Source organism: Variovorax paradoxus (assembly GCF_902712855.1).
GTDB classification, from domain to species: Bacteria; Pseudomonadota; Gammaproteobacteria; order Burkholderiales; family Burkholderiaceae_C; genus Variovorax; species Variovorax paradoxus_Q.
Genome location: NZ_LR743507.1, coordinates 2,862,953 through 2,883,604, shown reverse-complemented (window position 1 = coordinate 2,883,604; position 20,652 = coordinate 2,862,953). Strand labels below are relative to the sequence as shown.

The following is a 20,652-nucleotide window of genomic DNA, read 5'->3' as shown; positions in this document are numbered from 1 at the left end:
GGCGGGTCTGGCGGGTCAAGCGCGCGATGTTGCCACTTTGGCAAGACGCTCGCCGAAAGCGCGCGCCGTGTCGAAGTCGCCCTTGTGCATCTCGGCGGCGCTCGCGTCCGACGGCGACTGCGTCAGCAGGCCGCCGTAGCCGCCCACGTAGTTCATCGACTCGCGCGTGGCGGCCTTGTTGTTGGTCGGCAGGATGCCCATGCTGACCCACAGGCCGCTGTGCTGCATGGCCAGCGTCCACAGGTAGGCCATGGTGGCGACCTTGTCGCCGTTCATGGTAGCGCTGTTGGTGAAGCCCGCGAAGAGCTTGTCCTTCCAGCCCTGCGTGTACCAGACCTTGGACGACGCATCCGCGAACTTCTTGAACTGCCAGCTCACGCCGCCCATGTAGGTGGGCGAGCCGAAGACGATCATGTCGGCCGCGGCCAGCAGCTCCCAGCCACCTTCGGGCAGGTTGCCGTCGGCGTCGATGGCGAGCAGCTGCGCGCCCGCGCTTTCCGCCACGGCTTGCGCCACGCGCTGGGTATGGCCGTAGCCGGAATGGAAGACGACGACGATGTTGGCCATGTGAAGGTTCTCCTGAATGAACGAATGACGGGAAACGGTATTTTCGCGAAGCACCGAGGAACCGGCTCTGCCGGGCCTCAGGTGCTGCCCCCGGTGGGGGGTTGGCAAAGCGACACGAAGTGCGCGAAGCCTGGGGGAGAGCTTAATTTTTATCGATGCTGAAGCGGCCGGGACCGAAGGCAGCGAACGACAGCAGGCCGCCGGCGATGGCCATGTTCTTGAAGAACTGGATGTTCTGCGTTGCGTCAGCCCAGAACTTGTGGAAGAAGAGCGCCGTGGCCACCGTGAAGATCGCCATGATCAGCGCCGTCCAGCGCGTCTTGAAGCCGACCAGCAGTGCAATGCCCAGGCCCAGTTCGACAACGATCGCGATCGCTGCCGCGACCTCGGGCAGGGGCAGCCCCGCCACCTTGGTGATGTAGCCGACGGTGCCCGCGAAGCCCATCAGCTTGCCGAAGCCGGCGGGAATGAACAGCGTGCCGATCAGGATGCGGCCGATCAGCGCCAGCGTGTCCTGGGCGGCGGCGAGCGGGTGGTTGGTGGTGGTTGCCATGGTTGAAGACTCCTCGGTTGTTGAAAGTTGAACGGGAACGAAAAAAGGCCGGGCGCCAGGCGCCCGGCCGGGGAACATCAGGCGGCCAGGTCGAAGACCAGCACCTCGGCATCCTTGCCGGCAGCCAGCGAGACCTGCGACTCGCCCTCGAGCATCGCGGCGTCGCCGCCCGAAAGCTTCTGGCCGTTCACCTCAAGCTCGCCGCGCACCAGGTGCACATAGCTCTTGCGCGCCGGATCGAGCGACAGGCTGGCCTTTTCGTCGCCGTCGAGCAGGCCGGCGTACAGGCGGGCGTCGGCGTTCACCGTCACCGAGCCGTCGCTGCCGTCAGGCGATGCCACCAGGCGCAGCTTGCCGCGCTTCTCGGCATCGGAGAACTGCTTCTGCTCGTAGCCCGGCGCAATGCCGCGTTCCTTCGGCAGGATCCAGATCTGCAGGAAGTGCGTGGTCTCGTCGGCCTTGTGGTTGAACTCGCTGTGCATCACGCCGCGGCCGGCGCTCATGCGCTGGACGTCGCCCGGCGGAATGCTTTCCACGTTGCCCATGCTGTCCTTGTGCGCCAGCTCGCCCGAAAGCACGTAGCTGATGATCTCCATGTCCTTGTGGCCGTGGGTGCCGAAGCCGGCGCCCGCCGCCACGCGGTCTTCGTTGATCACGCGCAGGTTGCCGAAGCCCATGTGGGCCTCGTCGTAGTAACCGGCGAAGGAAAAGCTGTGGAACGACCGCAGCCAGCCATGGTCTGCATAACCGCGTTCCTGGGATTTACGAACTTGCAACATCGTCGAACTCCTTTGTGGCCTGCCCCTGGGGGCTGTGGGGGCCTTCTTCGTATGCCGCGCCGGATGCGCAGCGGATGTAAGGAACTTTAGGTCCGCACCCCCTTTGAAAAGACGCCGGGTTTTGATGGCACCATTCAAATAATTTGATCAACGGAGCGACCATGCCCAGCCCCCGCGACGTCCTGACCCCTGACGCCCTTGCCATGCTCCAGACCGTGGCCGCCACCGGCAGCTTTGCCGCCGCCGCCCGCGCACTCGACCTGGTGCCCAGCGCCCTGAGCTACCGCGTGCGGCAGATCGAGGACGCGCTCGACGTGCTGTTGTTCGACCGCAGCGCACGCCAGGCGAAGGTGACTGAAGCCGGCGCCGAGCTGCTGCGCGAGGCCGATCGCCTGCTGACCGAGATCGATGCGGTGGCCAACCGCGTGAAGCGCGTGGCCACCGGCTGGGAGCCGATGCTGACCATCGCGGTCGACAGCGTGATCGCCCGCGACCCGCTGCTCGACCTCGCCACCGCGTTCTTCGCGCTGGAACCGCCCACGCGCCTGAAGCTGCGCGACGAGACGCTGCTCGGCACCATCGAGGCGCTGACCAGCGGCGAGGCCGACCTGGCCATCGGCGCGGTGATCGACGCCGCGAGCCTGAGCTTCACGGCCACCGGCATTCGCAGCCGGCTCATCGGCGAACTGGGCTTCATCTACGCAGTGGCGCCGCACCATCCGCTGGCACGCCTGCCGCAACCACTGAGCGATGCGGTGCTGCGCCAGCACCGCGCGGTGGCCGCGGCCGATTCGGCCCGCCAGGGCACGCCGATGACGGTCCACCTGATGGGCGGGCAGGACGTGCTCACGGTGCCGAGCATGCAGGCCAAGATCGCGGCGCAGCTGCACGGGCTCGGCGGCGGCTTCCTGCCCGAGCCGATGGCGCGGCCGTACATCGAGGCCGGGCACCTGGTGGAACTGAAGACCGAGCGCAAGGCGCCGATGGGCGCCATGCATTGCGCCTGGCGCGTGCGAAGCGCGGGCAAGCCGGGTCGCGCGCTCGAATGGTGGCTGGCGCAGTTCGACCACGAAGGCACGCGGCGTGCGCTGCTCGAGCGCCATCGGGGCCGATAAGTATTCACCAGGATCGCGCGGCGGCGCTCAGGGTGTGCCCTCAGGCGAAGCGGCTGCCGTCCCGATGTAGAGTGCAGACACATCCAACTGCATTCCCTCCAGAAGAAAGCGTTCGTCATGACCACTCGCGCAACTGCAAGGAAGCCGGCCAAGCCGGCCGACCGCCACCGAACCCCAGCCACCCCGCGCCATTACGCCGTCGTCGGCGCCGGCATCGCCGGGGTGGCCTGTGCGAGAACGCTGGTGCAAGCCGGCCACAAGGTGACCGTGTTCGAACGCGAGGCCGCGGCCGGCGGACGCATGGCGAGCATCGACACCGCCTTCGGCCGCTTCGACAGCGGAGCCCAGTACTTCACCGTGCGCGACCCGCGCTTCGCACTGGCGCTGGAAGCCACGCCCGGTGTGTGCAAGCGCTGGAGCGCCAACCTCGTGCGCGTGCTCGACGCCCACGGCCGCGTGGCCGAGGCGGCCCTGCCCTCGCTCGAGCCTCACTGGGTGGCGCAGCCCGGCATGGATTCGCTGGTCGCCCACTGGGCCCGGCCGCTGGGCGACAGCCTCGTCACCGGCACGCAGGTGACGCGGATCGAGCCCGACGCGCTCGACCCCGCGCGCTGGCAGCTGCGCACCGCGGGCGCCGAGGAATCGACGCACGTGTATTCCGGTTTCGACGCCGTGCTGCTCGCCGTGCCGCCCTCGGCCGCCCGCGCGCTGCTGGGCGACAGCAAACTCTCGGCCACCATCGGCCGCAAGATCGAACCCGTGACCATCGCGCCCTGCTGGACGCTGATGATCGCGTACCCCCAGGCCAACCAGGCCAACATGTCTCATCTCGGCCCGCAATGGAACGCGGCGCGCAGCACCCACCACCGCGTGGCCTGGCTCGCGCGCGAATCCTCCAAGCCCGGGCGCGAACGCATCGAGCGCTGGACGCTGCAGGCCAGCGCCACGTGGTCGCAGGAACACCTGCGCGACACCCCTTCGCGCATCGAGGCCAAGCTGCTGCGCGCCTTTTCCGAGATCACCGGCATCTACGCCACGCCCGCGCACGCACAGGCGCTGCGCTGGACCGAAGCACAGACGCAGGTGCCCGTGGGCACCACGCACCTGTGGGACGCCAAGGCCCGCATCGGCGTGGCCGGCGACTGGTGCACCGGACACCGCGTGGAAGACGCCTTCCTCTCGGGCCTGTCGCTCGCGCTCGACGTCCTCTGATCCGCGGATGGGGGAGACCGGCCGCTTCGCGCCCTCGCCCACCGGGCCGCTGCATGCGGGCTCGCTGGTGGCCGCGCTTGCCAGCTGGCTCGACGTGCGCGCACGCGGGCCGCAGGCGCGCTGGCTTGTCCGCATCGAGGACGCCGACACCGAACGGTGCCTGCCCGGCATGGGCGAACACATCCTTCGGCAACTGGCCGCGTGCGCCCTCGTGCCCGACGAGCCGCCGGTGTGGCAGACGCAGCGCACCGCGCGCTATGAGTCCGCGCTGGCGCGGCTTCAGGCAGCGGGCCTCGCCTACCCCTGCGGCTGCTCGCGCAAGGACATCGACGAAGCACTCGCACGGCTCGGCCGCACACCCGAACGGCACGGGGAGCGCGTGTACCCCGGCACCTGCCGCGACGGCCTGCATGGCAAGCCCGCGCGCGCATGGCGCTTCGCTGCCACGAAGTTCGCGGCGGGCCACCCGCTGCACTGGGGCGACCGCCGCCTCGGGCCTCAATGCCAGGACGTGCCCGCGGAGGTCGGCGACTTCGTGCTGCGCCGCGCCGACGGCCCGTGGGCCTACCAGCTCGCGGTGGTGGTCGACGATGCCGAACAGGGCGTGAGCGACGTGGTGCGCGGCGAGGACCTCGCCGACAACACCGCGCGCCAGATCCTGCTGCAGCGGGCACTCGGCTTTGCCACCCCGAGCTACCTGCACACGCCGCTGGTGCGCGGCGCCGACGGCGACAAGCTGTCGAAGCAGAACGGCGCCGCGCCGATCGACACCGCCACGCCCGACGCCGCGCTGGCCGCCCTGGCCGACGCCGCGCGCGTGCTGGGCCTGGGCCCCGCCGCGGCCGGCCATTGCGCGGAAGCCCTGGCCGGCTGGGTGCCGCAATGGCGCGCTCTCTACAATTCGCGGCCGCAATGAATTTTCCCGACACCGTGCCCCACGACCTCCCGCCCAGCGACGATGCGCCCGCTTCCGAAGACAGCGACGACGCAGGCAAGCCGCATCCGCTGCACCGCCGCCTCAAGAGCTTCGTCAAGCGCGGTGGCCGCACCACCGACGGCCAGGCACGCGCCTTTTCCGAACTGGGCCCGCTGTACCTCGTGCCCTACAAGCCCGAGCCGATCGACCTGACCGAGGCCTTCGGCGGCCGCGCCGGCCCCACGGTGCTGGAGATCGGCTTCGGCATGGGCGAGGCCACGGCGCACATCGCAACCGTGCTGCCCGAGACCAATTTCTTCTGCTGCGAGGTGCATGAGCCCGGCGTGGGCGCGCTGCTCAAGCGCATCGGCGAGCAGCAGCTGTCGAACATCCGCATCTGCGCGCACGACGCGGTCGACGTGCTCGACCACATGCTGCAGCCCGGCACCCTCGACGGCGTGCATGTGTTCTTTCCCGACCCGTGGCACAAGAAGCGCCACAACAAGCGCCGGCTGATCCAGCCCGAATTCGTGACCAAGCTGGCGCAGCACCTGCGCCCCGGCGGCTACATCCATTGCGCCACCGACTGGCAGCCCTACGCCGAACAGATGCTCGAGGTGCTGTCGGGCGAGCCGCTGCTGCGCAACACGGCCGAGGCCTACGCGCCCAAGCCCGAATACCGGCCGCTCACCAAGTTCGAGAACCGCGGCATCAAGCTGGGCCACGGCGTGTGGGACCTGGTGTTCGAACGCAAGGCCTGAGCGCCGCCCTGCGAGGCGGCCCGGTCAGTCGTTGACCAGGAACCTGACGGGCACGCGCATCCGGCTGCGCACCGCGCTGCCGTCCGCCGCACGTGCGGGATCGAAACGCCAGCGCGGCACCACCGCCATCACCGCCTTCGAGAACGCAGGGTGCGTCGAGCGCTCGATGCGGACATCTTCGGGCTGGCCGTTTTCGCCGACGAAGAACGTCAGCACGACTTCGCCGGGAATGCCCTCGCGGCTCAGCTCCGCCGGATAGGTGGGCTCGACGCGCTTGCGGACGGTCGGTCCGGTCACGGCGCGCGCCGTGGCTGCGGGCGGCACGGTCGACGGCGCCACCGCAGGGGCGGCGATCTCGATTTCCGGCACGGGCTGCACCGAGTGCGCCTGGGGCGCCAGCTGCACCGATCCGACATCCTTCGGCGCTGTCGCAACACAACCTGAAAACACCAGCGCCACTCCCGCCCCACCCCACCACGAAACTTTGTTCATTGGGCGATTCTGTCGCACGCCCCGGCTTCCCCCTTGGCCTTGAAATTGCTACACTTTTTTACTACTGTTTAAGAAAGTGTCCTATGAACACATCGCGCAGGGAATGGCTGGCAAAAGCGGGCGGCGCACTGCTGATCGGCGGAGGAATCGGTGCGATGCCCGGTCTCGCCGCGGCGCAATCCACCCGGGCGGCCGCAGCCGCCGGCGGCGCAGCCCGTGTGGTTCTGCTGGGGCAATCGGTGCCTCTCACCGGCGGAGCCAGCGAGATCGGCAGCGCCTTCGCGGCCGGCAGCCGCCTCGCGGTGACGGACTTCAACGAGCGCAACGCAGCCACCGGCATCCAGCTGAAGCTGCTGCAACTCGACGACGGCTATGACGCGGCCCGCGCCACCACCAATGCGCGCACCCTGCTCGGCACCCACAAGGCCGACATGCTGTTCGGCTTCGTCGGCACCGCCAGCAGCGAGGCCGGTGCGAACGTCGCCACGCAGCAGGGCAGCCTGCTGTTCGCGCCCTTCGCGGCCTCCGACACGCTGCGCGCGGCGGACCATCCGAACGTGTTCCACGTGCGGCCCGGCATGATCGACGAGGCGCTCAAGATCGTGCGCCAGTGCGCCACCGTGGGGCAGACGCGCGTGGCGCTGGTCGGCGACGACGACGCCATGGGTCGCGCCGGCCTGGCCGCCGTCGAGCAGGCCATCACCGAGCTGAAGCTGCCCGCGCTGGTGGCCACCGCGCTGGTGCCGCCCAGCGGCGACAAGCTCGACGCCGCCCTGAAGACCGTGCAGTCAAAGTCGCCCCAGGCGATCGTGCTGGTGTCGCTCTCGGGCACCACCGCGAGCGCCATCCGCAAGCTGCGCAAGAGCGGCTACACGGGCAACTTCATGGCCTTCTCGATCGTCGGCATCGACCCGCTCTACGCCACGCTCGGCAAGGACATCGGCGGCATCGTCATCTCGCAGGTGGTGCCGTCGCCCCGGCCTTCGGCCATTCCGATCGTCAAGGAATACTTGGCGGCCGTCGACACCTCCGACCAGACCGCCTCTTACGAAGGGCTCGAGGGCTTCATCGCCGCCAAGGCGGCCGGCGAGGCGGTGCGGCGCGCCGGGCGCGGCTTCACCACCGCGAGCCTGCAGCGCGTGATGACCGGCATGACCGACTACGACGTGGGCGGCTTCCGCATCAACCTGCGCCCCGGCTTGCGCGACAACGTGCGCAGCATCGACCTGATCAGCATCTCGGCCGACGGCCGCGTGCTCCGATAGCTCGCCCCCAGGCTTCGCGCACTTCGTGTCGCTTCTCCTTCCCCCTACCGGGGGCAACACCTGCGGCCCGGCAGAGCCGGTTCCGCGGTGTTTCTGGCTTGTGCCGTGCCAGGGCCTCCTGCCCCGGGGGGCGAAGCCGGCTCCTCCGTGTTCATCGACGCATCGCGAATGGCCGTGCAGCTAGCCTGTGCTGACGAGCCGCTGCAGCGCGTCGAGCGACAGGAGTTGGATGCGCCCGTAGCCCAGCGCGACGACGCCCTCGCCGGCCAGCGCGTTGAGTTCCTTCGACAGCGTCTGGCGGGTCACGCCGAGCATCATGGCGAGGGCCTCCTGCGGCAGCCTCAGGTCGTGCCGCAGCTGCACGGACTGCGTGGCATCGCCGCGCGCCAGCACCAGCAGCCGGTGCGCGACGCGGGCGCGCAGGCTGCGCAAGGTGGCGTCCTCGGCCAGGCCGTAGAGCATGCGCACGCGTGCGGCGAGCATGGCGGCCATGGCGTTGGCGAAGACGCCATCGCGCATCAGCTGCGCAAAGGCCTCCGGCGGCACCACCAGCAGGTCGAGCGTCTCGAGCGCGGTGGCATCGTGCGTGCGAGGCGAACCGTCGATGAGCGTGATCTCGCCGAACCAGTTGCCCGGCTCGAGCACGGCAAGGATGGCCTCGCGACCGTCCTGGCGCAACGACGAGATCTTGATGGTGCCGGCCACCAGCCCGTAGAAGCCGCCGCCGGCCGCATGGATCGGGTCACCCTGGCGGAACACCATGGTGCCGCGCCGCACATGCAGCAACTCGGCCGCGCCCAGCAAGGCCTCGCGCTGGGCGCGCGGGATGCTGGTGAACCATGGATTGCGCTCCAGCGCAGCGCGATGCGCGGCCGACAGGCGCGAGGTCCGGGGTTTGGATGAAGCGGCCATGCGGGGGTTTACCAGAGGCCTGCATTGTCAAATTCTTGACAGTTGAGCGTCAAGCGCAGGCATACAGTGGCCGACACGCCGGGACATGCCGGGACATGCCGGAACACCCCGCAACACCCCACGCCCCCACAACCCCAGACAACGGAGACTCTCACGATGAATGCACGGGCAAGTTTCAAGAGCATGCAGGAAAGCACGCGCCAAGACTGGCAACTGATCGGCGGCGAGTTCATGCAGTTCGCGGGCGCCCTGCCCGCGCGCGTGATCAAGCACCTGCAGATCCTCGAAGGCGACTACGGCGGCTTTCCGGTCGACCGCTACACGCATTCGCTGCAGACCGCCACGCGCGCGCTGCGCGACGGCCGCGACGAGGAGTACGTGGTGTGCGCGCTGCTGCACGACATCGGCGACACGCTCGGCAGCTTCAACCATCCCGACATCGCAGCGGCCATCCTCAAGCCCTTCGTGAGCGAGGCCAACCACTGGATGGTGCAGAACCACGGCATCTTCCAGGGCCACTACTTCTTCCATCACATCGGCCTGGACCGCGACATGCGCGACAACTTCAGGGACCACCCGCACTACGAGCGCACGGCCGAGTTCTGCGCGCTCTACGACAACCCGGCCTTCGACCCCAAGGCCGAGACGCTGCCCATCGCCGAGTTCGAGCCCATGCTGCGCCGCGTGATGGCGCAGCCGAAGCAAAGCATCTACAAGGCGGCCCTCGCCGAGCCCGCCGCCGCCTGAACCTCGAAGGAAACCCACCATGAACGCCTTTTCCCAACCCGAAATCCAGAAGCTCGTCTCCGCCGAGGAATGGCAGCTTCGCGTCGACCTCGCCGCCTGCTACCGCCTGGTGGCGCTGTACGGCTGGAGCGACCTGGTCTTCACGCACATCAGCGCGCGCGTGCCGGGCCCGGAGCATCACTTCCTCATCAACCCCTACGGGCTGATGTTCGACGAGATCACCGCGTCGAGCCTCGTGAAGGTCGACCAGCAGTGCAACAAGATCATCGAGTCGCCCTACCCGGTGAACCCGGCCGGCTTCGTGATCCACAGCGCGGTGCACGCCGTGCGCGAAGACATCCAGTGCGTGCTGCACACCCACACCAGGGCCGGCATCGCGGTCAGCGCACAGAAGAACGGCGTGCTGCCCATCAGCCAGCAGTCGACCTTCGTGCTGGCCTCGCTGGCGTACCACGACTACGAAGGCGTGGCCTTCCGCGACGACGAGAAGCCGCGCCTGCAGGCCGACATGGGCGAGGCCAACTTCCTCATGCTGCGCAACCACGGCCTGCTGACCTGCGGCAAGACCATCGCCGACGCCTTCCTGTCGATGTACACCTTCGAGAACACCTGCCAGATCCAGATCGCGGCGCAATCGGGCGGCAGCGAACTCACGCATGTGGATCCGCGGATCATCGACGGCGTCGGCCAGGCCATGAAGGTGCAGAGCGGCGGCCTCGGCGGCATGTTCGTCTGGCCTTCGCTGATCCGCAAGCTCGACCGCATCGACGACAGCTACAAGAACTGAGACGCGTCGACCCCGGTTTCCCAGGCTGCCAGCACCCGCGCGACGGGGGCCGGCAGCCATTTTTTTAGAACAACGAATGAGGAGACAAGACCCATGGACGCCACGCTCATCGTGACCCGCTTCCTGTTCGGCGCGCTCGCGCTCGTGATGTTCGGGCTCGGCCTGTCGCTCTCGCTCGACGACTTCCGGCGCCTGTTCCGGCATCCGAAGGCCGTGACCATCGCGCTGCTGCTGCAGGTCATCGGCCTGCCGCTGGCCTGCTACGCGATCATCGTGGGCTTCGGGCTCTCGCCGGTGTTCGCGATCGGGCTCATGCTGCTCGCAGCCTCGCCCGGCGGCATCTCGGCCAACCTGTTCTCGCACCTGTTCGGCGGCAACGTGGCGATGAACATCTCGCTCACGGCCGTCAACACGCTGCTGTCGATCGTCACGCTGCCGCTGATCGCCAACTGGGCCATCAACCATTTCGCGCAGAGCGGCCAGGTGGTGCCGCTGCAGACGCGCAAGCTGGTCGAGGTGATCGCCATCGTGCTGATCCCGGTGGCCATCGGCATGTTCGTGGCCTCGCGCCGGCCCGTCTTCGCGGCGCGCATGGAGAAGCCGACCAAGATCTTCAGCGGCGTGGTGCTCGCGGTGGTCACGGTGCTGGCGATCGCGAACGAGTGGAAGACCATGGCCGCCACCTTCGCCGAGATCGGCCTGCCGGTGGTGCTGTTCAATGTGCTGAGCCTGCTCGCGGGCTACTACCTGAGCCGCGCCGCGGGCCTCGAGAAGCCGCTGGCCACCGCCATCAGCTACGAGATCGGCATCCACAACTCCACCCTGGCGATCTTCGTCGCGGTCAGCGTGCTCGGCAGCTTCCAGCTCGCGCTGCCGGCCGCGGTGTATTCGGTGGCGATGTACGTCACCGCCCCGCTGTTCGGATGGTTGCTGCTGCGCCGTCGCGCGCCCGAGCTGGCCCCTGCGCGATGATGCGCGCATGGAACTGAGGCAACTGCGCTACTTCGTCAAGGTCTGCGAACTGCGCAGCATGGGCCGCGCGGCCGTGGAACTCGGCGTGGTCACCTCCGCGCTGAGCCAGCAGATCAGCCGGCTCGAGAGCGAGCTCGCCACCCGCCTGCTGCAGCGCAGCTCCAGCGGCGTCACGCCCACCGATGCCGGCCTGGCCTTCCTGCAGCAGGCCCAGCTCACGCTGCGCCATGCCGACGACGCGGTGCGCGCGGCGCAGCAGGCGCGGCTGTCGGGCCATGTGAGCGTGGGCCTCGCGCCCACCACCGCCACCGTGCTCGGCGTGCCGCTGATGCGCGCCATGCAGGAGCGCTATCCCGAGGTGCGGCTGCACATGGTCGAGGCGCTGTCGGGCCATCTGACGACCATGCTGCATGCGCGCCAGCTCGACCTGGCCGTGCTGTTCCAGACCGACACGCCGCGGCGCTGGAGCGTCTCGCCGCTGCTGGCCGAGAAGCTCTTCGTGGTGGCCTCGCCCACGCTCGCGAAGCGCCCGATAGGCACCAAGGTGCGGCTCTCGCAGCTGGCCGAGGTGCCGCTGATCCTGCCGAGCGGCAGCCACGGCCTGCGCGCCACGCTGATGGCGGCCTTCCTGCGCGCGAGCGTGCAGCCGAACATCGTGGCCGAGGTCGACGGCCTCGCGCTGCTGATGGACGCGGTGCGCGCCGGCTACGGCGCCACCGTACAGCCCGGCGCCGCCACCGCGCGCCACGACCGCGACGACCTCGAACTCACGCAGATCGCCGATGCCCACGTGGGCCGGCGCAACCTGCTCGTGAGCCTGTCGGACGACGAACTCTCGCCGGCCGCGCTGGCCACGCGCGTGGTGGTGGCCGACACCGCGCGCAGCCTCGTTCGCGACGGCCGCTGGACCGGCGCGAGTCTTCTCGAAAACTGAACACCCGTTGCCGCTTTCGGCCTTTCGCGTGAAGGCCGCGCTGCCTACAGTCTCCTGGATTCCAAGGAGACCCACGAGTGATAGACGTACTGGTTGTCGGCGGCGGCAATGCAGCGCTGTGCGCCGCCCTGATGGCGCGCGAGGCCGGCGCTTCGGTGCTGCTGCTGGAGGCCTCGCCCAAAGAATGGCGCGGCGGCAATTCGCAGCACACCCGCAACCTGCGCTGCATGCACGACGCGCCGCAGGACGTGCTGGTCGATGCCTATCCTGAAGAGGAGTACTGGCAGGACCTGCTGAAGGTGACGGGCGGCCTCACCGACGAGCACCTCGCGCGGCTCGTGATCCGAGCATCCTCGAACTGCCGCGACTGGATGCGCAGCCATGGCGTGCATTTCCAGCCGCCGCTGTCGGGCGCGCTGCACGTCGCGCGCACCAATGCTTTCTTCATGGGCGGCGGCAAGGCGCTGGTCAATGCCTATTTCCGCAGCGCCGAGAGGCTCGGCGTGCAGATCCGCTACGACACGCCCGTGGCCTCGGTCGAGCTCGACGGCGAGCGCTTCGTGGCCGTGCGCACCGAGGCCGGCGAACGCATCGCGGCGAAGAGCTGCGTGCTCGCGGCCGGCGGCTTCGAGTCGAACCGCGAATGGCTGCGCGAGGCCTGGGGGCAGAACGAGCGCGGCGAATGGCCGGCCGACAATTTCCTCATCCGCGGCACGCGCTTCAACCAGGGCGTGCTGCTCAAGCACATGATCGCCGCGGGCGCCGACAGCATCGGCGATCCCTCGCAGGGCCACATGGTCGCCATCGATGCGCGCGCACCGCTCTACGACGGCGGCATCTGCACGCGCATCGACTGCGTCTCGCTCGGCGTGGTGGTCAACCGCGAAGCCCGGCGCTTCTACGATGAGGGCGAGGACTTCTGGCCCAAGCGCTATGCGATCTGGGGCCGGCTGGTGGCGCAGCAGCCGGGGCAGATCGCCTGGTCGATCATCGACCAGAAAGCGGTTGGGCGCTTCATGCCGCCGGTGTTCACCGGCACGCAGGCGAACACGCTCGGCGAGCTGGCGCAGAAGATCGGCCTGGACGAAGCCACCTTCGTGCGCACCGTGCAGGACTACAACGCCGCCTGCCGCGTCGGCCGCTTCGACCACACCGCGCTCGACGACTGCCACACCGAGGGCCTCGCACCGGCCAAGACGCACTGGGCGCGCCCGCTCGACACCGCGCCGTTCTATGCCTACCCGGTGCGCCCCGGCATCACCTTCACCTACCTGGGCCTGAAGGTGGACGAGACCGCGGCCGTGCGCTTCGGCGGCCGGCCCAGCCCCAACCTGTTCGTGGCCGGCGAAATGATGGCCGGCAACGTGCTCGGCAAGGGCTACACGGCGGGCGTCGGCATGAGCATCGGCACGGCCTTCGGCCGCATCGCAGGCACCCAGGCCGCGCGCGCGGCCCGGCATCTTTCGCAGCATTCCCCGGAGACCTCTCTTGCAGCAGCTCACTGATCTCGTCGCCCGCGCGCGTGCCGATGCGGACGGCATCGACGCCACCCCGTCGCGCGTGATCCCGATCCAGCCCGCCCTTCCGCTGACCGCGCCCGAGGGCGAGGTCGCGCGCATCCTGCAGATCTGCAACGCCTGCCGCTACTGCGAGGGCTTCTGCGCCGTGTTCCCCGCGATGACGCGGCGGCTCGAGTTCGGCAAGGCCGACACGCACTACCTGGCCAACCTCTGCCACAACTGCGGCGCCTGCCTGCATGCCTGCCAGTACGCGCCGCCGCACGAGTTCGCGGTCAACGTGCCGCAGGCCATGGCCCAGGTGCGCGTGCAGACCTACCACGACTACGCCTGGCCCGCCGCGATGGGCTCGCTCTACGAGAAGGCCGGGCTCACGGTCGCGCTGGCCCTGGCCGGCGGCCTCGCGCTGTTCCTGGTGCTCGCGGTCGCGATGAGCGGCTCGCTGCTGCACGCGCCCCTGGCCGGCAACTTCTACGCGATCTTCCCGCACAACTTCCTCGCGCTGCTGTTCGGCGCGGTGTCGCTGTTCGTGCTGCTCGCGCTGGCCCTGGGCGTGCGGCGCTTCTGGCGCGAGGTCTCGCCCGCCAACGACGACCCGGGCAACGCACCGGCCATGGCCGGCGTGCGCGGGCCCGCGAGCGCGGAAGCGGCGCACGACGCGCTGCGCCTGAAGTACCTCGGCGGCGGCCACGGCGAGGGCTGCAACAACGAGGACGACCGCTTCACGCTGTGGCGCCGGCGCTTCCACCACTTCACCTTCTACGGCTTCATGCTGTGCTTCGCCTCGACCTGCGTGGCCACGCTCTACCACTACCTGTTCGACATGCATGCGCCCTATGCGCTGACCAGCCTGCCGGTGCTGCTGGGCACCGCCGGCGGCATCGGCCTGGTGATCGGCCCGATCGGCCTGCTGTGGCTCAACCTGCGGCGCGACCCGGCGCATGGCGACGTCGCGCAGCGGCCCATGGACCGCGGCTTCATCGCGCTGCTGCTGCTGACCAGCCTCACGGGCCTGGCGCTGCTGGCCTGGCGCGACACGCAATTCATGGCGCTGTTGCTGGCGGTGCACCTGGGCGTGGTGATGGCGCTGTTCCTCACGCTGCCCTACGGCAAGTTCGCGCACGGCATCTTCCGCTGCGCGGCGCTGCTGAAGTTCTCGATCGAGAAGCGCCTGCCCAGCCGCCTGCAGCTCGGCGCCGATTGACCCCACACCCGATATTGAAGAAAGGACCCGTGCGATGACGAACCCTGGCGTGCTCCAGATCCCCTCCATGAAGGGCAAGTGCTCCGCCGCCGAATGGCAGGCGCGCATCGACCTTGCCGCCTGCTACCGGCTGGTCGACCTCTACGGCATGTCCGACATGATGGCCAACCACATCTCCTCGCACGTGCCCGGCGAGAAGGGCGCCTTCCTCATCAACCCCTACGGGATGATGTACGAGGAGATCACGGCCTCGAGCCTGATCAAGGTCGATCAGGACGGCAACATCCTGTCCTCGCCCGACTTCGGCGAGCTGAACTACGGCATCAACAAGGCCGGCTACGTGATCCACAGCGCGGTGCATGCCGCGCGGCCCGACGTGGCCTGCGTGATCCACACCCACAGCTGGGCCTCGATGGCAGTGTCGTCGCTCGAATGCGGGCTGCTGCCGCTCACGCAGACCGCGATGCGCTTCCTCAAGATCGGCTACCACGATTACCAGGGCGTGGTGCTCAACACCGCCGAGCAGGCTTCGCTGCTGGAAGACCTGGGCGACCGCGAGGCCGTGATCTTCCGCAACCACGGCGCGCTGGTGGTGGGCCGCAGCGTGGGCGAGGCCTTCAACTGGATGCACCGGCTCGAGCTGGCCTGCCGCGCGCAGATCGGCGCGATGTCGTGCAACACGCCGCTCAAGGCCGTGCCGCAAGAGGTGCTCGAGGAAACCTGGAACAACTACCAGCCCGGCACCCGCCGGCCCTACGGGCTCATGGAATGGCCCGCGCTGCTGCGCAAGCTCGACCGCATGGACCCGGGCTTCCGCGACTGACGCCGAAGCGCACACCGAAGAAACACAGAGACAACGCCCCATGAAGAGAAGATTCCTCCCCGCCGTGCTGGCGGCGGTTGCAGCCGCCTTCGCGCTGCCCGCGCTCGCGCAGAAATTCCCGCAGAAGCCGGTCACGCTCGTCGTGCCGTTCGCGCCCGGCGGCAACCTGGACGTCGTCGCGCGCACGCTGGCACCGGCGCTGGGCCAGATCCTCGGCCAGTCGGTGATCGTGGACAACCGCGCGGGCGCCGGCGGCGCCATCGGCGCGTCGTACGTGGCGCGTGCGCAGCCGGACGGCTACACGCTGCTGGTCAGCACGCCCAACGCGCTCGTCGTGCTGCCGCTGATGACGAAGACGACCTATGCGCTCGACAACTTCGCGCCGATCGGCCTCGCCGCCACCACGCCGCTGGTGATCGCGGTGCGCGGACAAGGCCCGTACAAGGACATCGACGCCGTGCTCACGGCCGCGCGCAGCAAGCCGGGCCAGGTCACGGCCGGCCATGCCGGCCCGGGCACCACCAACCACATCGCGCTGCTGCAGCTCGAACAGGCCGGCAAGCTGAGCCTGAACACCGTGCCGTACAAGGGCTCGGCCCCGGCGCTCACAGACCTGCTGGGCGGGCAGATCGACCTCGTGGTGGACCAGCTCACGAGCTCGGCGGCGCACATCCAGTCGGGCATGCTGCGTGCGGTGGCCGTGATGTCGAAAGACCGCGACCCCGCCTTGCCGAACGTGCCCACGCTGCGCGAAGCCGGCCTGAAGGATTTCGACGCCACCACCGCGACCGGCCTGCTCGCACCGGCAGGCACGCCGCCGGATGTGATCAACACGCTCAACGCCGCGCTGCGCAAGGCGCTGGCCGACGAGAACGTCAAGCGCCGCCTGATCTCCGTCGGCAGCCCCGGCCAGGCCTCGTCGCCCGACGAATGGCTCGCGACGCTGAAGAAGGAAGACGCGGGCGCCCGGCTGCTCGCCAAGAGCGGCAAGCTCAAGGTCGATTGAGGAAGCGCACGCACCATGACCCGCCCCTGCCTGCCTCCCCGCGACGCCTTCACGCCCGTGTCCTTCGCGCTGCCGCCCGGCGCATGCGACAGCCACGCGCACGTTTTCGGTCCCTACGACCGCTTTCCGCTGGCGGACGATCGCAGCTACACGCCCGCCGAATACCCTGGCGAAGCCTTCATCGCGCATCTCGACCGGCTGGGCCTCTCGCGCGGCGTGCTGGTGACCGGCAGCGCGAGCGGCACCGACAACGGCGCGGTGCTCGCCGCGCTTGCGCAGTACCCCGGGCGCCTTCGCGGCATCGCCGTCCCGCAGGCGGACACCTCCGATGCCGAACTCGACCGCTGGCACGCGGCCGGCATCCGTGGCGTGCGCTTCAACCTCTTCAAGCGCGACGGCCATGCCGTGTACCGCAACGGCGTGGGCATCGAGGTGCTCGAAGCGCTGGCGCCTCGCCTGGCCGAGCGCGGCTGGCATGCGCAGATCTGGATCCACGCGCCCGACCTCGCCGACCTGGCGCCGAGGCTGCTGCGTGCCGGCGTGCCGCTGGTGATCGACCACATGGGCCGCATGGCGGCCTCGCGCGGCATCGACGATGCGGGCTTTCGCACGCTGTGCCGCCTCGTCGCCGAGGGCACGGCATGGACCAAGATTTCGGGCGCCGACCGCAACACCGACATGGGCCCGCCCTACGCCGACATCGACCCCTTCGCCGCCGCGCTGCTCGAAGCCAACGCCGAGCGCGTGGTGTGGGGCACCGACTGGCCGCACATCAACTACTTCGAAGCGCGGCAGGTGCCCGACGACGGCGCCCTCGTGAACTTGCTGGCGCGCTGGCTGCCCGACGAGACGCAGCGCAGGCGCGTGCTGGTCGACAACCCGGCGGCGCTGTACGACTTTCCCCCGCCCGTTTAGAGCCCCAAAAAAGGATCAGAAAAATGAAACGAGACAAGCCTTCCTCCTCCCTCCTGCAGCAGCTCATGGGCTCGGCCTGCGCCGTGCTGCTGGCTGCAGGCCTCTGTGCCGCGCCGCATGCCGATGCGCAATCCGCATACCCGAACAAACCCGTGCGCGTCGTCGTCGCCTTCACCGCGGGCGGCACCACCGACATCCTCGCGCGCGCCGTCACGCAGCAGATGTCCGAGAAGCTGGGCCAGCCCTTCGTCATCGACAACAAGCCCGGCGGCGGCGGCAACATCGGCACCGAGTTCGTGGTGCGCGCGCCGGCCGACGGCTACACGCTCATCGTCAACTCGGTGGGCCCGATGGCGGTCAACCAGACGCTCTACAAGAACCTGCCCTACGACCCGCTGAGCGACCTGGTGCCCGTGGTGCAGATCGCCGACGTGCCCAACGTGCTGGTGGTGAACCCCGAGGTGCCCGCGAAGACGCTCGAGGAGTTCATCGCCTATGCCAAGGCCAACCCGAACAAGCTCAACTACGGCTCGACCGGCATCGGCACCTCCTCGCACCTGTCGAGCTACATGCTCGGCAAGCGCATCGGCGCCGACACGCTGCACGTGCCCTACAAGGGCGCCAACGCGCTCACCGACCTGCTCGCGGGACGCATCCAGTTCATGTTCGCGACCATTCCCTCGGTGATCTCGCACATCCGCGCGGGCAAGCTGCGCGCCATCGCGGTCAGCAGCCTCAAGCGCTCGCGCTCGCTGCCCGACGTGCCGACCGTGGCCGAGAAGGGCTTCGGCGATTTCTCGGCCGGCTCCTGGTTCGGCTTCTTCGCGCCCAAGGGCACGCCCGCGCCGGTGATCGCGCTGCTCAACAAATCGGTCAACGACGCGCTGCCCTCGCTCGAGGCGCAGATGATCCGCGAGGGCGCCGACCCGGTGGGCGGCACGCCCGAGCAGTTCGGCAAGTTCACGCGGCAGGAGTACGAGAAATGGAAGAGCATCGTTCGCGAGTCGGGCGCGACGGCCGAATGAGCGCGCCGCTGCGCATTCTGATGACCGAGGCCGCCGCGCTTCAGGCCGGCACAGGCCTGGCCGAGGCATTGGCCGGCCGCGCGCACGTGGTGGTGGCAGAAGGCGCCGATGCCGACGTGGCCTTCGTCTCGCGCGACGTCACGGGCCTGTCGACCAAGCACGAGTTGCTGCCGCACACCCGGCGCTTTCACGATGCGCTGCGACATGCGCCCTCGCTGCGCTGGGTGCATGCCCATTCCTCGGGCGCCGACCGGCCCGTGTACGGCGAGCTGCGCGCGCGCGGCGTCGAGGTGACGACCTCCTCGGGCGCCAATGCGGGCGTGGTGGTACAGACCGCGCTGGCCGGCGTGCTGATGCTCGCGCGCCGCTTTCCGCAGCTGCTCGCGGCGCAGCGCGACAAGACCTGGGCGCCGCTCGTGGGCAGCGGGCTGCCGCGCGACCTCGCGGGCCAGACCGCAGTGATCGTGGGCTGGGGTCCGATCGGGCAGGGCCTGGGCGCGCTGCTGTCGGCGCTCGGGCTGCGCGTGGTCTCGGTGCGCAGCAGCGCCGGAGCAGCGCTCGCGCCCGCCGTCGAGAGCGTGCGCTTCGAGGACATCGGCCGGGTGCTTCCGCGCGCCGACTGGCTGCTGCTCGCCTGCCCGCTGACCGAACGCACGCGCGGGCTGGTCGATGCCGCCGCGCTCGCGCTGCTGCCACCGGGCGCGCGGCTCGTGAACGTCGCGCGCGGCGAGGTGGTCGACGAAGCCGCGCTGATCGAGGCGCTGCGAGGCGGCGCGCTCGCGGGCGCCTACCTCGACGTGTTCGCGCACGAGCCACTGCCGGCCGACTCGCCCCTGTGGTCGCTGCCGAACGTCATCGTCACGCCCCACACGGCCGGCCATTCGGACGGCAACGAGGCGCGCGTGGCCGCCCTTTTCCTCGACAACCTGCGGCGCTGGAACGCCGGCCTTCCGCTGCTGAACCGCGTGGCCTGACCAGGTGTGAATAAACCTACTGCGCGCCCCGATCTCGCACCTGCGGTCCTCACCGTACAGAGTGCGGCTCCGGTCCTCGGCGCGACCTCGGGGCGCTCGCTACGGTTTCTTCACACCTTGTGAGCGCCCCCCCTTCACGACAACACCAAGACCCCCACGACCATGAAAAGACAAGCCTTCCTCCGCACCGCCCTCGCGACCCTGCTGCTGGCGGCGGGCACCCTGCCCGTGCTCGCCGCCGACTGGCCGAGCAAGCCCATCACCCTCGTCGTGCCCTTCGTGGCCGGCGGCACCACCGACATCGTCGCGCGCACCGTGGGCCAGAAGCTCTCGGAAGCACTCGGGCAGCCGGTGATCGTCGACAACCGCGGCGGCGCGGGCGGCACCGTGGGCGCGACCATCGCCTCGAAGGCGCCGGCCGACGGCTACACGCTGTTCCTGGCCACCATCGCTCATTCGATCGCGCCTGGCCTCTACAAGAAGCTGGCCTACGACTTCCAGCGCGACTTCGACCCGGTGGCGCTGGTGGCCTCCACGCCCAACGTGCTGATCGTCAACGACAAGGTGCCCGCACGGACCGTGGCCGAACTCGTGGCCTACATCAAGGCCAACCCGGGCAAGGTCAACTTCGGCTCGGCCGGCAACGGCAGCACCGAGCACATCTCGGGTGAGCTGTTCCGCGCGATGACGAAGACCGAGATCGTGCACGTGCCCTACAAGGGCGGCGCGCCGATGATGGCCGACCTGATGGGCGGCCAGATCCAGATGGCGGTCGAGACCAGCCCCTCGGCCTCGCCGCACATCAAGGCCGGCAAGGTGCATGCGCTCGCCGTGACCACGAAGACGCGCTCGGCCGCCTACCCCGGCGTGCCCACGCTCGACGAGGCCGGTCTCAAGGGCTACGACATGACGACCTGGTTCGCGCTGATGGCGCCGCACGGCACGCCGCCCGAGATCGTGCAGCGGCTCAACGCCGAGCTCGCGCGCGCGGTGCAGCAGCCCGACGTGGCCAAACGCTTCGAGGAACAGGGCGTGACGGCCGGGAACATGAAGCCGGCGCAGCTCGCGGCCTTCATCGGATCGGAGACCGCCAAGTGGGTCAAGGTGGCCAGGGAAGCGGGCGCGACCGCCGAATGAGGCGGCGTCGGACATAGCCCTACGGCCACGACGGAACCC

General features: G+C 69.3%; 22 protein-coding genes. 17 read left to right on the top strand and 5 right to left on the bottom strand.

Annotated elements, in window-relative coordinates:
• Nucleotides 1–15: 15 nt before the first annotated feature.
• The 3 genes from AACL56_RS13205 to AACL56_RS13195 all read right to left on the bottom strand — a co-directional run bounded on the left by AACL56_RS13205 (nucleotide 16) and on the right by AACL56_RS13195 (nucleotide 1,899).
• The gene (locus tag AACL56_RS13205; RefSeq protein WP_339090270.1) at nucleotides 16–567 is read right to left on the bottom strand and encodes a flavodoxin family protein; all 552 of its coding nucleotides are present in this window, start codon (nucleotides 565–567) and stop codon (nucleotides 16–18) included.
• A gap of 142 nt (nucleotides 568–709) precedes the next feature.
• The gene (locus AACL56_RS13200) at nucleotides 710–1,120 is read right to left on the bottom strand and encodes a DoxX family protein (RefSeq protein WP_339090269.1); all 411 of its coding nucleotides are present in this window, start codon (nucleotides 1,118–1,120) and stop codon (nucleotides 710–712) included.
• Between the two features lie 77 nt (nucleotides 1,121–1,197).
• Entirely contained in the window at nucleotides 1,198–1,899 is a 702-nt protein-coding gene (locus AACL56_RS13195; RefSeq protein WP_339090268.1) for a pirin family protein, read from the bottom strand.
• Nucleotides 1,900–2,060: 161 nt separating this feature from the next.
• Here AACL56_RS13195 and AACL56_RS13190 point away from each other — a divergent pair, with 161 nt between their 5' ends.
• The 4 genes from AACL56_RS13190 to trmB all read left to right on the top strand — a co-directional run bounded on the left by AACL56_RS13190 (nucleotide 2,061) and on the right by trmB (nucleotide 5,903).
• Nucleotides 2,061–3,014, top strand: a complete 954-nt coding sequence (locus tag AACL56_RS13190) for a LysR substrate-binding domain-containing protein (protein WP_339090266.1) — start codon at nucleotides 2,061–2,063, stop codon at nucleotides 3,012–3,014.
• Nucleotides 3,015–3,131: 117 nt separating this feature from the next.
• Complete coding sequence (locus tag AACL56_RS13185) at nucleotides 3,132–4,226, top strand: NAD(P)/FAD-dependent oxidoreductase (RefSeq protein WP_339090264.1); 1,095 nt, start codon at nucleotides 3,132–3,134, stop codon at nucleotides 4,224–4,226.
• A gap of 7 nt (nucleotides 4,227–4,233) precedes the next feature.
• Nucleotides 4,234–5,142 carry a tRNA glutamyl-Q(34) synthetase GluQRS gene (gluQRS, locus tag AACL56_RS13180; protein ID WP_339090263.1) on the top strand — a complete coding sequence of 303 codons (909 nt, stop codon included), beginning with the start codon at nucleotides 4,234–4,236 and terminating at the stop codon, nucleotides 5,140–5,142.
• Complete coding sequence (trmB, locus tag AACL56_RS13175; RefSeq protein WP_339090262.1) at nucleotides 5,139–5,903, top strand: tRNA (guanosine(46)-N7)-methyltransferase TrmB; 765 nt, start codon at nucleotides 5,139–5,141, stop codon at nucleotides 5,901–5,903. The genes gluQRS and trmB overlap by 4 nt, the downstream gene beginning before the upstream one ends.
• 24 nt (nucleotides 5,904–5,927) lie before the next feature.
• On the opposite strand, the gene AACL56_RS13170 is transcribed toward trmB, so the two are convergent.
• Nucleotides 5,928–6,308 carry an energy transducer TonB gene (locus AACL56_RS13170; protein ID WP_339090260.1) on the bottom strand — a complete coding sequence of 127 codons (381 nt, stop codon included), beginning with the start codon at nucleotides 6,306–6,308 and terminating at the stop codon, nucleotides 5,928–5,930.
• 170 nt (nucleotides 6,309–6,478) lie between these two features.
• Between AACL56_RS13170 and AACL56_RS13165 the strand changes: the two genes are divergently transcribed.
• Nucleotides 6,479–7,660, top strand: coding sequence for an ABC transporter substrate-binding protein (locus AACL56_RS13165; RefSeq protein ID WP_339090259.1), 1,182 nt, complete (start codon nucleotides 6,479–6,481; stop codon nucleotides 7,658–7,660).
• Nucleotides 7,661–7,840: 180 nt separating this feature from the next.
• Here the strand turns inward: AACL56_RS13165 and AACL56_RS13160 are convergent, their stop codons facing one another.
• Nucleotides 7,841–8,572 (bottom strand): Crp/Fnr family transcriptional regulator, encoded by a 732-nt coding sequence (locus AACL56_RS13160; protein ID WP_339090258.1) that lies wholly within the window; start codon nucleotides 8,570–8,572, stop codon nucleotides 7,841–7,843.
• Nucleotides 8,573–8,728: 156 nt separating this feature from the next.
• On the opposite strand from AACL56_RS13160, the gene AACL56_RS13155 reads away from it, so the two are divergent.
• From AACL56_RS13155 to AACL56_RS13100, 12 genes are all read left to right on the top strand, one after another.
• Nucleotides 8,729–9,319 carry an HD domain-containing protein gene (locus AACL56_RS13155; protein WP_339090257.1) on the top strand — a complete coding sequence of 197 codons (591 nt, stop codon included), beginning with the start codon at nucleotides 8,729–8,731 and terminating at the stop codon, nucleotides 9,317–9,319.
• 19 nt (nucleotides 9,320–9,338) lie between these two features.
• Nucleotides 9,339–10,106 carry a class II aldolase/adducin family protein gene (locus AACL56_RS13150; protein WP_339090256.1) on the top strand — a complete coding sequence of 256 codons (768 nt, stop codon included), beginning with the start codon at nucleotides 9,339–9,341 and terminating at the stop codon, nucleotides 10,104–10,106.
• A gap of 93 nt (nucleotides 10,107–10,199) precedes the next feature.
• Nucleotides 10,200–11,078, top strand: coding sequence for a bile acid:sodium symporter family protein (locus AACL56_RS13145; RefSeq protein WP_339090255.1), 879 nt, complete (start codon nucleotides 10,200–10,202; stop codon nucleotides 11,076–11,078).
• Between the two features lie 7 nt (nucleotides 11,079–11,085).
• On the top strand, nucleotides 11,086–12,012 hold the full coding sequence (locus tag AACL56_RS13140) for a LysR family transcriptional regulator (protein WP_339090254.1): 927 nt from the start codon (nucleotides 11,086–11,088) through the stop codon (nucleotides 12,010–12,012).
• A gap of 77 nt (nucleotides 12,013–12,089) precedes the next feature.
• Entirely contained in the window at nucleotides 12,090–13,517 is a 1,428-nt protein-coding gene (gene tcuA, locus AACL56_RS13135) for an FAD-dependent tricarballylate dehydrogenase TcuA (protein WP_339090253.1), read from the top strand.
• Nucleotides 13,501–14,733: a tricarballylate/citrate utilization 4Fe-4S protein gene (gene tcuB, locus AACL56_RS13130; protein WP_425337010.1), complete on the top strand. Its 1,233-nt coding sequence runs from the start codon at nucleotides 13,501–13,503 to the stop codon at nucleotides 14,731–14,733. Before tcuA ends, tcuB begins: the two co-directional genes overlap by 17 nt.
• Before the next feature lie 34 nt (nucleotides 14,734–14,767).
• Nucleotides 14,768–15,556: a class II aldolase/adducin family protein gene (locus AACL56_RS13125; RefSeq protein ID WP_339090252.1), complete on the top strand. Its 789-nt coding sequence runs from the start codon at nucleotides 14,768–14,770 to the stop codon at nucleotides 15,554–15,556.
• A 40-nt stretch (nucleotides 15,557–15,596) separates the two neighbouring features.
• Entirely contained in the window at nucleotides 15,597–16,562 is a 966-nt protein-coding gene (locus AACL56_RS13120) for a tripartite tricarboxylate transporter substrate binding protein (protein WP_339090251.1), read from the top strand.
• 15 nt (nucleotides 16,563–16,577) lie between these two features.
• Entirely contained in the window at nucleotides 16,578–17,477 is a 900-nt protein-coding gene (locus AACL56_RS13115; RefSeq protein WP_339090250.1) for an amidohydrolase family protein, read from the top strand.
• Nucleotides 17,478–17,542: 65 nt separating this feature from the next.
• On the top strand, nucleotides 17,543–18,502 hold the full coding sequence (locus tag AACL56_RS13110) for a tripartite tricarboxylate transporter substrate binding protein (RefSeq protein ID WP_339092866.1): 960 nt from the start codon (nucleotides 17,543–17,545) through the stop codon (nucleotides 18,500–18,502).
• The gene (locus AACL56_RS13105) at nucleotides 18,499–19,476 is read left to right on the top strand and encodes a D-2-hydroxyacid dehydrogenase (protein ID WP_339090249.1); all 978 of its coding nucleotides are present in this window, start codon (nucleotides 18,499–18,501) and stop codon (nucleotides 19,474–19,476) included. The genes AACL56_RS13110 and AACL56_RS13105 overlap by 4 nt, the downstream gene beginning before the upstream one ends.
• A 162-nt stretch (nucleotides 19,477–19,638) precedes the next feature.
• Nucleotides 19,639–20,613: a tripartite tricarboxylate transporter substrate binding protein gene (locus AACL56_RS13100; protein WP_339090248.1), complete on the top strand. Its 975-nt coding sequence runs from the start codon at nucleotides 19,639–19,641 to the stop codon at nucleotides 20,611–20,613.
• Nucleotides 20,614–20,652: the final 39 nt, after the last annotated feature.